Genomic DNA, 14,940 nt, shown 5'->3' on the forward strand with positions numbered 1-14,940 from the left:
TTATATTGTTTCAATTAAATCATTGGAACGCTCTCTCATGCCGTCTCGAAAAATCGCTCCCATGGCCGGTCTGGCCCTGGGATTGCTGCTGGACCCTGCCTTCGCCGAAGACAACCGCCTGGAACTGGAAGCTATCAGCGTCACGACCGACGCTTATGAATCCGCCACCGGCCCGGTCACGGGCTACCGCGCCACCCGATCCGCCAGCGCGACCAAAACCGACACGGCTCTGCGTGACATCCCACAGTCCATCAGCGTGATTCCCGCCACGGTGCTCAAAGACCTGGGCAGTACCAACGTGGAACGCGCGCTGGAATTCGCCGGAGGGGTGTCCAAGCAAAACAACTTCGGCGGCCTGACCCTGTACGAATACAGCGTGCGCGGTTTCACCACTTCGGAGTTCTACCAGGATGGCTTCAGCGCCAACCGTGGCTACCCGAGCACGCCGGACACCGCCAATATCGAACGCATCGAGGTGCTCAAGGGCCCTGCCGCCAGCCTCTACGGGCGCGGCGATCCCGGCGGCACGGTGAATATCGTCACCAAAAAACCTCAACCCGAGGCCTTCACCACCCTGCAAGCCAGCGCAGGCAGTTGGGATCGTTATCGCACCGCACTGGACGTCAACACCCCACTAGACAGCGAAGGCAACGTGCTGTCGAGGGTCAACCTGGCGGTGGAAGACAACCACAGTTTCCGCGATCACGTCGGCAGCAAGCGGGTGTTTGTCGCGCCGTCGTTCAGCTGGCAATTGGACCCGGATACCACCCTGCTGGTGGAAAGTGAATTCGTGCGCCACAGCTCTACCTTCGACCGCGGCACCATCGACGCTCCCGGCGTATCGCGCCGCACGTTCCTCGGCGAGCCCAACGACGGCGATATCGACAACCACAACAACCGCCTGCAAGCGACCCTCGAACATCACCTCAACGACGCCTGGAAACTGCGCCTGGCCAGCCACTACAAACAAGGCAGCCTATGGGGCGATGCTTCGGAAAACCGGGCGCTGAATGCCGACGGTCATACGCTCAATCGCCGTTACCGCGAACGCTCCATGGGCTGGCATGACAGCATTACCCAGCTGGAACTGCGTGGCCTGTTCGACATCGGCAGTTGGCAGCACGAATTGCTGGTGGGCACCGAATACGAGGACTACCGCAAGAGCGAACGCGTGACTGCGATCGGGGGCAGCTACCCCATAGACCTCTACAATCCGGTCTACGGCCAACCCAAACCCAATGGCGCTCGCTCCGGCACTGACTTCTTCGAGCAGACTAAAAGCCACGCGTTGAACCTGCAGGACCAGATCATCTTCACCGAGCGCTTGCGCGGCATGATTGGCGCGCGCTTCGAGCACTTCGAACAAACCCTCGACGACTTCACTCGTAACGCCCCAACCAGTCGACAAACCCACGACGCCCTCACCCAGCGCGCCGGGCTGCTTTATCAGCTCACGCCCGAGGTCGGCGTGTTCGCCAACGCTTCAACCTCGTTCAAGCCCAATAGCGGCCTGGACGCCACGGGTAAAACCTTCGAGCCTGAAGAAGGCGTGGGTTATGAAGTGGGGATCAAGAGCGAACTGTTCGACGACCGCCTCAGCGCCACCCTGGCCGCGTTCCATATCGAAAAGGAAAACGTGCTGGCCCTGGACCCGGCCACCAATACCAACCGCGCCATGGGCAAGGCTCGCAGCCAGGGTTTCGACCTGCAGCTGAGCGGGCAAGTGACCGACGCGGTGCGCGTGATCGGCGCCTTGGCCTATATCGACGCCGAAGTGACCAAGGGTGACAAAACAATTCCCACGGGCAGCCGCATTCTCGGCGTGGCCAAGCGCAGCGGCAGTCTATTGGGGGTGTATGAATTCCAGGATGGCGCCTTGCGCGGCTCGGATATGGGCGCGGCGTTCACCTATGTGGGGGATCGCTCGGGTGAGGCCGGCGGTAGCTTTGAACTGCCCGCCTACCACACCGTCGATTTGCTGGCCCATTACAAGGCCACGCAAAACGTGACGGTGGGCCTGAACCTCAACAACCTGTTCGATGAAAAGTACTACGAGCGCTCCTACAGCAATTACTGGGTCAACCCCGGCGAACCGCGCAACCTCACGGTCAGCCTGACCCTCAATCTGTAGCGCGCCTACAGTTGCTGCGGCGCGCGCTCGCACAGGGTATTGAGCGCCGCCGCCCACTGGGGGTCATCGTTCAGGCACGGCACCAATATCAGGTCCTCGCCCCCGGCCTCGCGGAATTGCTCGCGGCCGCGGTCGCCGATCTCCTCCAGGGTCTCGATGCAATCGGCGACGAACGCCGGGCACATCACCAGCAGTTTTTTCACACCTTGCTGGGCCAGCGCCTCCAGGCGGGCCTCGGTGTAGGGTTCGATCCATTTCGCGCGACCCAGTCGCGACTGGAACGCCACCGACCACTTGCCGTCGGGCAAGCCCAGCCGCGCCGCGAAATCACGGGCGACACTGAAGCACTGTGCGCGATAGCAGGTGGCGAGCACCTCAGGCGAGGCATTCTTGCAGCAGTCGGCATCCTTGAAGCAATGCTGGCCGGTGGGGTCGAGCTTGGTCAGGTGGCGCTCGGGCAAGCCGTGGAAACTCAGCAGCAGGTGATCGTAATCCTGTTCCACATAGCGGCGCGCGCTCGCCGCCAATGCGTCGATGTACTCCGGCTGATCGTAGAACGGCTGCAGGATCGAAAACTGCACAGCCAGTTTCTTATCACGCACCACGCGCTGGGCCTCTTCGATCACCGTGGTCACGGTGCTGTCGGCAAACTGCGGGTACAACGGCGCCAGCGTGACTTTGCGGATACCCTGGGCGGCCAGGCGCGTCAGGGTGGTTTCCAGGGAGGGCTCGCCGTAACGCATCGCCAACTCCACCGGGCCTTGGGTCCACTGCGCGGTCATTTGCGCTTGCAGGCGACGGCTGAGCACCACCAACGGCGAGCCCTCGTCCCACCAGATCGATGCGTAGGCATGGGCCGACTGCTCTGGGCGCTTGATCAGGATCAGCGACACCAGCAGGCGTCGCACCGGCCATGGCAAGTCGATCACATAAGGGTCCATCAAAAACTGATTGAGGTAGCTGCGCACATCGGCCACCGAAGTGGACGCCGGTGAACCCAGGTTGACCAGTAACAACGCGTGATCCGTCATGCAACATCCTATCTCTAGAGGCGGGTGGACAAGTCGTCCAGAGCCGCGCGCAACTCAGTGAACTGGAAAGTGAAACCGGCCGCCAGCAAACGTTCCGGTACGGCCTTCTGGCCGCCCAACAACAACCCCGACAACTCGCCCAGCCCCACCTTCAACGCGAAGGCCGGCATGGGCATGAATGCCGGGCGATGCAACACTTGGCCCAGGGTCTTGGCGAACTCGCGGTTACGCACCGGGTGCGGCGCGCACGCATTATAAGGACCGTTGGCGTCTTGCTTGTGCAGAAGAAAATCAATCAGGGCAATTTGATCCTGGATATGCACCCACGGCATCCACTGCCGGCCATTGCCGATAGGCCCGCCCAGCCCCAGTTTGAACGGCAGCAGCAACCGCGACAAAAAGCCGCCCTCGGCAGCCAGTACCAGACCAGTGCGCACCAGTACCACGCGGATGCCCAGAGCTTCGGCGCGCTGGGCGGTTTCTTCCCAGGCGATGCACAGCTGGCTGGGGAAGTCGTCCTGCACCGGGCCACTGGCTTCGGTCAATTCGCGCTCGCCGCCGTCGCCGTACCAACCCACCGCCGAACCGGACACCAGCACTGCCGGTTTCTGCTCAAGGCCTTCGAGCCAGGCCAGCAAAGTTTCGGTAAGACTGATGCGGCTGCTCCACAACAGCGCCTTGCGCTTGTGAGTCCAGGGGCGGTCGGCGATGGGCGCACCGGCCAGGTTGACCACCGCATCTACCGCGCCGATCACCTCTTCCAGGCGCGCAACGCCCAGTACTTGCGCGCCGCAAAGCGACGCCACTTCCTCAGGATGACGGCTCCACACGGTCAGACGATGACCTTGGGCCAGCCAGTGTTGGCAGAGTTGGCGACCGATCAAGCCGGTACCGCCGGTCAGCAAAATATGCATGGGACGCTCCTCATGTAACGTTCGCCGCCGATCACTGGTCTATTTTATAAGCAGGGATCAATTCGAAGTCGGGCGTGGCGTAGGGTTAACCATAGGCCACGTCAACGGTTCAGGTACGCCAAAACTTATACCAAAAAACAATATTGTACAGCTATTGGTCTCGGCGTAGCCTGTACCCAACGGTAAATGAGGCCCACCATGACTCTACCCATCGCGATTATCGGTACCGGCATCGCCGGACTTTCCGCCGCCCGAGCGTTAAAAGAGGCCGGGCACCTTGTACAGCTCTTCGATAAAAGCCGCGGCAGCGGCGGACGCATGTCCAGCAAACGCAGCGATGCCGGTGCGCTCGACATGGGCGCCCAGTACTTCACCGCCCGCGACCGGCGCTTCGCCACCGAGGTGCAACGCTGGCAGACGCAGGGCGTGGTCGATCAGTGGCAACCCCAGCTTTATCAATTCAAGTCCGGCCAGCTCACCCCCTCACCCGATGAGCAGGTGCGCTGGGTCGGTACACCGCGCATGAGTGCGATCACTCGCGCATTGCTGGATGATTTGCCGGTGCAATTCGGCTGCCGCATCACCGAGGTGTTCCAAGGCAAACATCATTGGAACCTGCAGGACGCCGACGGCGGCAATCACGGGCCGTTCAGCCATGTCATCATCGCCACGCCCGCGCCCCAGGCCACTGCCCTGCTGGCAGCCGCGCCCAAACTGGCGGGCGTCGCCGCCGGTGTGAAAATGGACCCTACCTGGGCCGTGGCCCTGGCCTTCGACACCCCGCTGGACACCCCAATGGAGGGCTGCTTCGTACAGGACAGCCCCCTCGACTGGCTGGCGCGCAACCGCAGCAAGCCCGGGCGCGACACCACCCTCGACACCTGGGTGCTGCACGCCACCAGCGCGTGGAGCAAGGCTCATCTGGACCTGTCCAAAGAAGCGGTCACCGAATACCTGCACGGCGCGTTCGCCGAACTGCTGCACAGCGCCATGCCCGCGCCGTCGTTCAGCCTGGCGCATCGCTGGCTGTACGCGCGACCGTCCAGCGCCCATGAATTCGGCGTGCTCGCCGATGCCGACCTAGGCTTGTACGTATGCGGTGACTGGTGCTTGTCCGGCCGTGTGGAAGGCGCCTGGCTCAGCGGGCAAGAAGCAGCGCGACGGCTGATCGAGCATCTGCAATGAACCGCATCAACCCGGCCAAATTGCTGCTGTCGAAGTGGACAGCAGCACACCCCCAAAACAAGGAAAAGCATTTTCTGGTCACCGAACTGTTTCGTGACGAAGAAGGCACCGTGTTGGAAATCGAGCTGCAAGCGGTCATGACGCGCCGGGGTGAACGCCTGCCGTGGCAAACCCTGCAAGACGCCGGGGCGTGGAAAATCGGCTGGCAATAATCTCAGCGTAAAAACTTATACAAATGATTTGACTTGTACAGCATCAAACCTATGATGAGATTTAGTTGTACAGGCACTCTTGTTTGTATAGGAATTTTGCAGAGGTTTGCTCATGTCCAGCATCACCAAACCGAAGATCGCCATCAGCGCCTGCCTGCTGGGCGAGAACGTGCGCTTCAATGGCGGACATAAACAATCCCTGCTCTGTTGCCAGACCCTCGCCGATTATTTCGACTTTGTGCCGCTGTGCCCGGAAGTCGCCATCGGCCTGGGCATCCCCCGTGAACCGATCCGTCTGGTGGGCGACCCTGCCCAGCCGCAAGCCGTCGGCACGGTGAACCGTGCCCTCAACGTGACCCAGCCGCTGGACGATTACGGCCGGCAGATGGCGCGCGAGCATACCGACCTGTGCGGTTACATCTTTATGCAGAAGTCCCCGTCCTGTGGCCTGGAGCGGGTCAAGGTGTATCGCGAGAACGGCACACCGGTGGATGGCGGCGGTCGCGGCATCTATGCCCAGGCGTTTTGCGCGCGCCACCCCAACTTGCCGGTGGAAGAAGACGGTCGCTTGAATGACCCGGTCCTGCGGGAAAACTTCCTCACCCGCGTATTCGTCTATGCCAGCTGGCAAGCACTGCTGGCCGAAGGTTTGAGCCGTCATCGCTTGCTGGCCTTTCATTCTCGGTACAAGTACTTGCTGATGGCTCACAGCCCGCAGCACTACAAAAGCCTCGGTCACCTGTTGGGCACGATGGATAAAAGTACCGAGCTGGATGAGCTGGCCAGCGTTTACTTCACTGAGCTGATGACCGGCCTGAAAAAATGCGCCACCCGCGGCACCCACAGCAATGTGCTGCAGCACATCAGCGGCTACCTGAAACAGGTGATCAGCGCCGACGACAAACAGGAAATGCAGACCGTCATCGGGCAATACCGCCACGGCATCGTGCCGCTGGTGGTGCCGCTGACGTTGCTCAAGCACCACTTTCGTCAACACCCGGACCGCTACATTGCGCAGCAGGCGTACTTGCAGCCGCACCCGGAAAATCTCAGCCTGCGAAATGCGATCTAACCCATGAAAAGCGTCATGAACGCCGTCCTCCAAGACGAACCCGGCGAAGACATCGCCCAAGCCCTTGAAGACGGCTGGCTGCCGATCCGTGAAGTGGCGCGCCAGACCGGCGTCAACGCCGTGACCCTGCGCGCCTGGGAACGCCGTTATGGTTTGATCGTGCCGCAGCGCACGCCCAAGGGGCATCGGCTCTTCAGTGCCGAGCATGTGCAACGTATCCACACCATCCTGACCTGGCTTAATCGTGGCGTGCCGGTCAGCCAGGTGAAAAACCTGATCGACTCCGCCCAGATCACCCCCGACAGCGTTGCCAACGAATGGCAGAGTCTGCGCCAAACGCTGGTGCAGGCCATCAGCGACTTGGCCGAGCGCCGGGTCGACGATGCCTTTAACCAGGCCATGGCGCTGTACCCGCCCCGCACCTTGTGCGAGCAACTGCTGCTACCGCTGATCCAGGAACTGGAGCAACGCTGGCAGGGCCAGTTCGGCGCGCAAATGGAGCGGGTGTTTTTCCTTTCGTGGCTGCGTAGCAAATTTGGCGCGCGCATTTACCACAACAATCGGCAATTGCACGGTGCGCCGCTGCTGCTGATCAACCAGTCCGACTTGCCGCTGGAGCCGCATCTGTGGCTCAGCGCCTGGCTGGCCAGCAGCGCCGATTGCCCGGTGGAAGTGTTCGACTGGCCGCTGCCGGCCGGCGAATTGGCCCTGGCGGTGGAGCACCTCAAACCGCGCGCCGTGCTGCTGTATTCGAGCAAAGCCTTGCAACTGCCGGCCTTCGCCAAACTACTGGGCGGTGTTGATTGCCCGACACTGCTGGTCGGCCCCACGGTGAGTATTCATCAGGCCGAGCTGGCGTTATTGAGCCATGACCTTGCGGATCTGTCCCTTGCCGAAGACCCGTTGTCGGCCCACCAGCTTATGCTCCAGCGTGGACTCGTCTAAATGCACCTGATCTGGCTGCGCACCGACTTGCGCCTTCACGACAATACCGCCCTGGCCGCTGCGAGCCAGCGCGGCCCGCTGGCAGCGGTGTACCTGATCACGCCCGAACAATGGCTGGCCCACGATGACGCGCCGTGCAAAGTGGATTTCTGGCTGCGTAACCTGCGGCACTTGAGCCGGTCCTTGGGCGAACTCAACATCCCGTTGCTGATCCGCACCGCCGCCACCTGGGACCAGGCACCCGCCGTGCTCCGCCAATTGTGCGGCGAGTTGGGCGTGGCGTCGGTGCACGTCAACGAGGAATACGGCATTCATGAAAGCCGCCGAGATGCGGCGGTGGCCACGGCGCTGGAAGCCGATGGGGTGACCTTCCACAGCTACCTGGATCAATTGTTTTTCCAACCCGGCAGTGTGCTGACCAAAAGCGGCACGTATTTCCAGGTGTTCAGTCAGTTCCGCAAAGTCTGCTACACCCGTCTGCACAGCGCCCTGCCGCGCCTGGTGAGCACGCCCAAGGCCCAGGCAAAACTGGCGATCAAAAGCGACGCCGTGCCAGCCACCGTCGATGGCTTCGAACCGCCGAGCGAACGCCTACGCGCCCTCTGGCCTGCCGGTGAAGACGAAGCCCGACGCCGCCTGGAAACCTTCGCCGATGCGCAGATCAGCTATTACAAGGACGAGCGCGATTTCCCGGCCAAACCTGGCACCAGCCAGTTGTCTGCCTACCTGGCCGCCGGCGTGGTCTCGCCGCGCCAATGCTTGCACGCGGCGCTGCAAACCAATCAGGGCGAGTTCGAAAGCGGCGATATCGGGGCGATCACCTGGATCAACGAACTGCTGTGGCGTGAGTTCTACAAACACATTCTGGTGGGCTACCCTCGGGTGTCCCGTCACCGCGCCTTCCGCCCCGAAACCGAAGCCGTGGCCTGGCGCGATGCGCCCAAGGACCTGGCGGCCTGGCAAGAGGCGCGCACCGGTCTGCCGATCATCGACGCGGCGATGCGCCAGTTGCTTGAAACCGGCTGGATGCATAACCGCCTGCGCATGGTGGTGGCGATGTTCCTGACCAAGAATCTGTTGATCGATTGGCGCGAAGGCGAACGGTTCTTCATGCGCCATCTGATCGACGGCGACTTGGCCGCCAATAATGGCGGCTGGCAGTGGAGCTCTTCCACCGGCACCGACTCGGCGCCGTACTTCCGGATTTTCAGCCCGCTGAGCCAATCGGAAAAATTCGACAGCGAAGGCGTGTTCATCAAGCACTGGCTGCCGGAACTGGCCGGGCTGAATAAAAAGGAAGTCCACAACCCCGACGCGGTTGGCGGACTGTTTGGCGTGGCGGATTACCCGCGCGCCATTGTCGATTTGAAAAAATCCCGCGAGCGCGCCCTGGCGGCGTTCCGCAGTCTGCCGTCGCGCGAAGCGGTAGGAGGTGCCCATGAGTGATTTCCTGCGCCGTTTCGCCCAGACCTTCGCCACCCTGGACAAGCACAACCTGCACTTGCTCGACAGTCTGTACAGCAAGGACATCACCTTCACCGATCCGCTGCACGAAGTGCACGGCTTGACCGCGCTGCACCGCTATTTCGAGTCGCTGTACGGCAACGTCAGCCAGTTACGCTTCGATTTCCACGGTTTCGATCAGGTCGCCGAGGGCGAAGGCTACCTGCGCTGGAAAATGAGCTTCTGCCACCCGCGCCTGGCCAGTGGCAAGGTCATCCGCGTGGAAGGCTGCTCACACCTGATGTGGCGTGAAACGGTGTACCGCCATCGGGATTATTTCGATGCCGGGGCACTGCTGTACGAACACCTGCCCGTGTTGGGCAAGGTGATCAGCTGGCTGAAAAGGAGAGTGGGATGAACGCAGTGACGCCTCGTCGTTATTGGCTGACTGGCGCCAGCAGTGGCATCGGCGCCGCGCTGGCCGTGGAGCTGCTCAACAGCGGCGCCCAGGTGGCGTTGAGCTCGCGCACCAAAGAGCCGCTGGAGGCGTTGGCGCAGCGTTACCCTGGTCAAGTGCTGGTGGTGGCCGGCGACCTGACCAACAGCCAGACCGTGCGCGAAATCGGCGAGCACATCGCTCAGGTGTGGGGTGCGCTGGACACAGTGATCCTCAACGCCGGCACGTGCGAATACGTGGACGCCCGCCAGTTCGACTCATCGATCATCGAGCACGTCGTGCGCACCAACCTGCTGGCCAGCAGTTACTGCATCGAAGCCGCCCTGCCGTTGCTGCGCGCCGGGCTCACGCCGCACCTGGTGGGCGTCGCCAGCGCCGTGACTTACCTGCCAATGCCACGTGCCGAGGCGTACGGTGCGTCCAAGGCCGGCCTGCGCTACTTGTTCGAATCGCTGCGCATCAGCCTGTCGCCGGAGAACATCGACGTTACCGTGATCAGCCCAGGCTTTGTCGACACGCCCCTGACCGAACGCAACGACTTCCCGATGCCCCTGAGCTGGCCCGCCGACAAAGCCGCGCGGCATATCTTCGCCAAGCTGAGCAAGCGCCCGTTGGAGATCGCCTTCCCCGCGCTGTTTATCGCCACCTTGTGGCCGTTGTCGAAACTGCCCAACCGCGCGCAATTGATCATCGGCAAACGCATGTTGCGCAGCCCACCGCCGAAGAAGGACGACCTGTGAAGATCGCCATTATCGGTAGCGGTATCGCCGGGCTGACCAGCGCCTATCTGCTCAGCCGCCGCCACGACATCACCCTGTTCGAAGCGGGCGACCGCATCGGCGGGCATACCCATACGGTCAACGTGACGGTGGAGGGCCAACCCTACGCGGTGGACACCGGTTTTATCGTGTTCAACGACTGGACCTACCCCAACTTCATTCGGTTACTGGGGCAGATCGGCGTGGCGTTCAAACCCACCGAGATGAGTTTTTCGGTGTGCGACGAGCGCACCCGGTTCGAGTACAACGGCAACAACCTCAACAGCCTGTTCGCCCAGCGCCGCAATATCCTCTCGCCAGGCTTCTGGGGCATGTTGCGCGACATCCTGCGCTTCAACCGCCAGGCTCCGCTGGATCTGCAAGAACAACGGATCAGCGCCGATATGACCCTGGGCGACTACCTCACTGCCGGCGGTTACGGTGAGCGCTTCGTGCGTCATTACATCGTGCCGATGGGGGCAGCGATCTGGTCGATGTCACTGGCGGACATGTTGGGGTTTCCGTTGCAGTTCTTTGTACGGTTCTTCAAGAACCACGGCTTGTTGTCGGTGAACAATCGCCCGCAATGGTGCGTGATCGAAGGCGGCTCCAGCGCTTATATCGAACCGCTGACGCGCGGTTTTCGTGAGCGGATCCGCCTGAACTGCCCTGTGCATAAAGTCGAACGCAACGAGGACGGTGTGGTTATCTACAGCGCGGCCGGTAGCGAGACGTTCGACCGAGTGGTGTTCGCCTGCCATAGCGATCAAGCCCTGGCGTTACTCGGCGACCCGAGCCAGGCCGAGCAGGAAATCCTCGGCGCCCTGCCCTACGCCGACAACGACGTAGTGCTGCACACCGACACGCGCCTGCTGCCCGACCGCAGGCTGGCCTGGGCCAGTTGGAACTACCGGCTGACCGGCGACAGTCAGGCCCAGGCCGCCGTAACCTACGACATGAACATCCTGCAAGGCATCGACAGCACCACGACCTTTTGCGTGAGCCTCAACCAGACGGCGGTGATCAACCCGCTGAAGATCCTCGCGCGCTTTACCTACGCCCACCCGCAATACAGCCTGGCCGCCGTTGCCGCCCAGCAGCGCTGGGAAGAACTGAACGGCGCCCGACATACCCATTATTGCGGTGCCTATTGGGCCAACGGGTTCCACGAAGACGGCGTGGTCAGCGCCCTGCGCGTGGCGCAAACCTTCGGAGAGACCCTGTGAACAGCGCCCTGTACAGCGGCTGGATTGCCCACCGCCGGTTTGCGCCCAAGGCTCATGCCTTTCGCTACCGCATCGGCCTGCTGTACCTGGATTTGAGCGAAGAAGACCAAGTGCTCGGGCTCTCGCCCCTGGCCGGGCGTAGCCGCCTGGCGCCCTTCGGTTTTCGCCAGCAGGACTACCTGCGTGAGTTGACCGGCCACGGTATGAGCCTGAGCGATGCCGTGCGCCAGGAAGTCGGCAAGGCGCTGGGGCGCACACCCCAGGGCGTTATCTGCCTACTGACCCAGGCTCGCAGTTGGGGCCTGGCTTTTAATCCGGTGAGTTTCTTCTACTGTTTCGAGGCCGATGGGCAATTGGCCGCGATCCTGTGTGAAGTAACCAACACCCCTTGGCGCGAACGCTACCACTACGTGCTGCCGGCCCAGGCACTGGGCGCGGACGAGCACCAGCATTTCGCCGTGGCCAAGGCGTTCCATGTATCGCCGTTCCTGCCGCGGGACCTGGAATACCGCATGAGCTTCAGCCCGCCCGCCGAGCGGCTTGGCGTGCATATGGCCGACTGGCAGGGCGAGCTGAAAGTCTTCGACGCCACCCTGAGCCTGCACAAAGAGGCGCTGACCCGCGCCAGTCTGCACCGCTACCTGGGACGTTTTCCGTGGATGACCGCCAAGACCTGCCTGGCCATTTACTGGCAGGCCCTGCGCCTGTTGCTCAAACGCACACCGATTTTCTCCCACCGGGCCGCCGATGGCGCCTCTCGCACCGCCGTCGGGTATACCAAGGAACATCGCCATGAAATCCCCTAGCTTATCGGTCAAGGCCAGCCGCCTGAACGTCAACGGCATGACCACCGCGCTGCTGCGCAAGGGTGTGCTGCGTCAACTCAGCCAATTGCGCCATGGCCAGTTGGTGGTGATCGAGGACGGTGAACGCCAAGTGTTCGGCGCACGGGAAGCGCACCTGTTGGGGGAAATCCAGATCGTCGATCCGGCCGTGTGGGGCCTGGTGGCGGCCAACGGTTCGATCGGCGCCGGCGAAGCGTTTATCCATGGCTACTGGACCAGCCCGGACCTGACCGCCGTGGTGCGGGTGATGGTCAGCAACCTGGACGTACTCGACGCGCTGGAAGGTGGCCTGGCCCGCCTCGCCCGCCCGCTGACTCAGAGCCTGCACTGGCTCAACCGCAATACGCGCGAGGGCTCGCAAAAAAACATCGCCGCCCACTACGACCTGGGCAATGAGCTGTTCGAACAATTCCTCGACCCGACCATGATGTACTCGGCGGCGCAATTTCTGACGGCCGACGACACCCTGGAACAGGCGCAACTGAACAAACTGGAGCGTATCTGCCAGAAGCTTGCCCTCAAACCCAGAGACCATTTGCTGGAGATCGGCACCGGCTGGGGCAGCATGGCGCTGTATGCCGCGCAGCACTATGGCTGCAAGGTCACCACCACGACCCTGTCCAAAGAACAATTTGCGTACACCGAACAACGCATACAGGCGTTGGGCCTGCAAGATCAGGTCACCCTGCTGCTAAGGGATTATCGCGATCTCACGGGCGAGTACGACAAACTGGTGTCCATCGAGATGATCGAGGCTGTGGGTCATCGCTTTCTGCCCACCTACTTCAAGCAATGTGCACAGTTGCTCAAGCGCGACGGCCTGATGTTGCTGCAAGCCATCACCATCCGCGAACAGCGTTTCGAGCAAGCCAAACGCAGCGTGGATTTTATCCAGCGCTACATCTTCCCCGGCGGCGCCCTGCCCTCGGTACAGAACATGCTGCAGATCGTCAGCCGCGACACCGATATGAACTTGCTGCACATGGAAGACTTCGGTCTGCACTACGCAAAAACCCTGCGCCTGTGGCATGAGAATTTTCGCCGCGCCCATGGCCGCCTGACAGAACTGGGCTACGACGAGTACTTCCTGCGGCTGTGGGAGTTCTACCTGTGCTACTGCGAAGGTGGCTTTATGGAGCGCACCATCGGCACGGCCCAGTTGCTGCTGGCCAAACCGGCGGCGATCAACCCTCCGCTGCTCGGCCGTTTCAATGCTTAAAAACCTGGCCAACGCCGCGCTGTTCCAGTGCGGCTGGTTTGCCTGCGTGCTGGGCGGCGACGGCCCCTGGTTGCTGATTGGCGTGGCGGTGCTGGCCGTTCATCTGCTGTGGATAAGTTCTTGGGCCAAGGATGGCGCGCTGATCATTGGCGTGACTGTGGCGGGCACGCTGCTGGACACGTTACTGCGAGCGCTGGGTGTGTTTCAGTTCAGCGAACCGGGGCCGTTGATCCCGTTTTGGCTGATGCTGCTGTGGGCGCTGCTGGCCACCACGTTGCGTCATTGCCTGGCATGGAGCGCACGCCCCTGGTGGCGAGCCGCCGTATTAGGCGCAGTCGGCGGGCCGCTGTCGTATTACGCCGGCAGCCAGTTGGCAGGCGTGGAATTCGGCTTTGACGTGGCGCCCACGCTGATCGGGCTGGCGCTGCTGTGGGCCGTGGTTTTTGTCGGGCTGCATCGATTGGCGCGCTGACGTCTGTCAGACCTTTCACACCCTAGACTCGTCCATGCCTTACACTGCGCGCCTATGACCAACATCCCCCACATCCAAATCGCTGAACCCGCCGTCACCTGCTCTACGTGTGCGGCGTGCTGCTGCCAGCTGGAAGTCATGCTGATTACCGATACGGGCGTGCCTGAGCGCTATATCGACACAGACGATTGGGGCGGTGAAGTGATGCTGCGCCTGGACGACGGCTGGTGTGCGGCGCTGGATCGGGACACGATGATGTGTACGATTTACGAGCGGCGCCCGCTGATTTGTCGGGAATTCGAGATGGGCGCACCGGAGTGCCTGGAAGAACGCCAAGGGATTGCGACGGCGTATATCTGATCGCAATGCGGGAGGGCACAAGCCGCCCCCGCAGCGTTTTGCGATGCGGGTGATTACAACGGCATGGTGTAGTGCAGCGAGTAGCTCTCTACCCCATCGTTGTTACTGCTGATACCGGCGTTGGAATAATGGGTGGCGCGAATGCCCACTTCATGCCCACCGGTAAAGCGCAGGCCGAAACCCAAACGGTCTTCGAACTGAAAAGCCTGGCCGATGTTGTTGTCTTCCAGCTTGGTACGGGAGAACACCGCAACGCCGATGCCGGCCTCAATGTACGGTTTGACCGATTGCCCGGCAAATTCGTACACAAACACCGGTGAGAACGACAGACTGCTGGCGCCTGCGCGGTCATCACCTTCCCAGTACGTGTAAGCACCGCTCCAGTAACCGGTCAGGCGACCTACATCGCTTTGCATCCAACTCTTATCCCAATCCGAAGTCAGCCCCAGGCGGTATGTCAACGTCGAATCGCTGGTGGCCCCCAGACCGAATTCGAGGCCGGCGGCCTGCGCCGAGAACGAGTGTCCTACAACGGCGGCCGCAATCGCAGCCAAACAGAACAAGCGCTTCATTAAACGTTCCTTCCGAACAAGTTTGTATGGTGTTTTGTACAAGCAATCTCGCTATAGAAGCCTGCGCAGAGTCAGAAGTTCAGCTTCTAATCACGAAA

16 protein-coding genes are annotated in these 14,940 nt (G+C 61.7%); 13 read left to right on the forward strand and 3 right to left on the reverse strand.

The window, feature by feature from the left end; all coding sequences use genetic code 11:
* Positions 1-37 precede the first annotated feature (37 nt).
* The gene (locus K1567_RS12450) at positions 38-2,131 is read left to right on the forward strand and encodes a TonB-dependent siderophore receptor (RefSeq protein WP_310794499.1); all 2,094 of its coding nucleotides are present in this window, start codon (positions 38-40) and stop codon (positions 2,129-2,131) included.
* 5 nt (positions 2,132-2,136) lie between these two features.
* On the opposite strand, the gene hemH is transcribed toward K1567_RS12450, so the two are convergent.
* Positions 2,137-3,162, reverse strand: a complete 1,026-nt coding sequence (hemH, locus tag K1567_RS12455; protein ID WP_034095803.1) for a ferrochelatase — start codon at positions 3,160-3,162, stop codon at positions 2,137-2,139.
* A gap of 14 nt (positions 3,163-3,176) precedes the next feature.
* Positions 3,177-4,076: a TIGR01777 family oxidoreductase gene (locus tag K1567_RS12460; RefSeq protein WP_034111701.1), complete on the reverse strand. Its 900-nt coding sequence runs from the start codon at positions 4,074-4,076 to the stop codon at positions 3,177-3,179.
* Between the two features lie 198 nt (positions 4,077-4,274).
* On the opposite strand from K1567_RS12460, the gene K1567_RS12465 reads away from it, so the two are divergent.
* The 12 genes from K1567_RS12465 to K1567_RS12520 all read left to right on the forward strand — a co-directional run bounded on the left by K1567_RS12465 (position 4,275) and on the right by K1567_RS12520 (position 14,270).
* Positions 4,275-5,261, forward strand: coding sequence for an NAD(P)/FAD-dependent oxidoreductase (locus K1567_RS12465; RefSeq protein ID WP_034095801.1), 987 nt, complete (start codon positions 4,275-4,277; stop codon positions 5,259-5,261).
* Complete coding sequence (locus K1567_RS12470; RefSeq protein WP_047881679.1) at positions 5,258-5,473, forward strand: TIGR02450 family Trp-rich protein; 216 nt, start codon at positions 5,258-5,260, stop codon at positions 5,471-5,473. Before K1567_RS12465 ends, K1567_RS12470 begins: the two co-directional genes overlap by 4 nt.
* 112 nt (positions 5,474-5,585) lie before the next feature.
* Positions 5,586-6,545, forward strand: coding sequence for a DUF523 and DUF1722 domain-containing protein (locus K1567_RS12475; RefSeq protein WP_034095799.1), 960 nt, complete (start codon positions 5,586-5,588; stop codon positions 6,543-6,545).
* 15 nt (positions 6,546-6,560) lie between these two features.
* Complete coding sequence (locus K1567_RS12480; protein WP_034111698.1) at positions 6,561-7,490, forward strand: MerR family transcriptional regulator; 930 nt, start codon at positions 6,561-6,563, stop codon at positions 7,488-7,490.
* Complete coding sequence (phrB, locus tag K1567_RS12485; RefSeq protein WP_034111697.1) at positions 7,491-8,936, forward strand: deoxyribodipyrimidine photo-lyase; 1,446 nt, start codon at positions 7,491-7,493, stop codon at positions 8,934-8,936. It begins immediately after the preceding gene.
* Positions 8,929-9,351: a nuclear transport factor 2 family protein gene (locus tag K1567_RS12490; protein ID WP_034095796.1), complete on the forward strand. Its 423-nt coding sequence runs from the start codon at positions 8,929-8,931 to the stop codon at positions 9,349-9,351. Before phrB ends, K1567_RS12490 begins: the two co-directional genes overlap by 8 nt.
* Positions 9,348-10,130 carry an SDR family oxidoreductase gene (locus K1567_RS12495; protein ID WP_034095795.1) on the forward strand — a complete coding sequence of 261 codons (783 nt, stop codon included), beginning with the start codon at positions 9,348-9,350 and terminating at the stop codon, positions 10,128-10,130. The genes K1567_RS12490 and K1567_RS12495 overlap by 4 nt, the downstream gene beginning before the upstream one ends.
* A complete protein-coding gene (locus tag K1567_RS12500) occupies positions 10,127-11,374 on the forward strand; it encodes an NAD(P)/FAD-dependent oxidoreductase (RefSeq protein WP_169903781.1) in 1,248 nt (415 codons plus the stop codon). The genes K1567_RS12495 and K1567_RS12500 overlap by 4 nt, the downstream gene beginning before the upstream one ends.
* Positions 11,371-12,180: a DUF1365 domain-containing protein gene (locus K1567_RS12505; protein ID WP_034095793.1), complete on the forward strand. Its 810-nt coding sequence runs from the start codon at positions 11,371-11,373 to the stop codon at positions 12,178-12,180. The genes K1567_RS12500 and K1567_RS12505 overlap by 4 nt, the downstream gene beginning before the upstream one ends.
* Positions 12,167-13,438, forward strand: coding sequence for a cyclopropane-fatty-acyl-phospholipid synthase family protein (locus K1567_RS12510; protein ID WP_220698536.1), 1,272 nt, complete (start codon positions 12,167-12,169; stop codon positions 13,436-13,438). Before K1567_RS12505 ends, K1567_RS12510 begins: the two co-directional genes overlap by 14 nt.
* On the forward strand, positions 13,431-13,910 hold the full coding sequence (locus K1567_RS12515) for a DUF2878 domain-containing protein (RefSeq protein ID WP_034095791.1): 480 nt from the start codon (positions 13,431-13,433) through the stop codon (positions 13,908-13,910). The genes K1567_RS12510 and K1567_RS12515 overlap by 8 nt, the downstream gene beginning before the upstream one ends.
* 54 nt (positions 13,911-13,964) lie before the next feature.
* The gene (locus K1567_RS12520) at positions 13,965-14,270 is read left to right on the forward strand and encodes a YkgJ family cysteine cluster protein (RefSeq protein WP_034111692.1); all 306 of its coding nucleotides are present in this window, start codon (positions 13,965-13,967) and stop codon (positions 14,268-14,270) included.
* A gap of 53 nt (positions 14,271-14,323) precedes the next feature.
* On the opposite strand, the gene K1567_RS12525 is transcribed toward K1567_RS12520, so the two are convergent.
* The gene (locus K1567_RS12525) at positions 14,324-14,842 is read right to left on the reverse strand and encodes an acyloxyacyl hydrolase (protein ID WP_032886125.1); all 519 of its coding nucleotides are present in this window, start codon (positions 14,840-14,842) and stop codon (positions 14,324-14,326) included.
* Positions 14,843-14,940: the final 98 nt, after the last annotated feature.

The sequence above is a fragment of the Pseudomonas sp. S5F11 genome (assembly GCF_019641515.1).
Classification (GTDB): Bacteria; Pseudomonadota; Gammaproteobacteria; order Pseudomonadales; family Pseudomonadaceae; genus Aquipseudomonas; species Aquipseudomonas rhodesiae.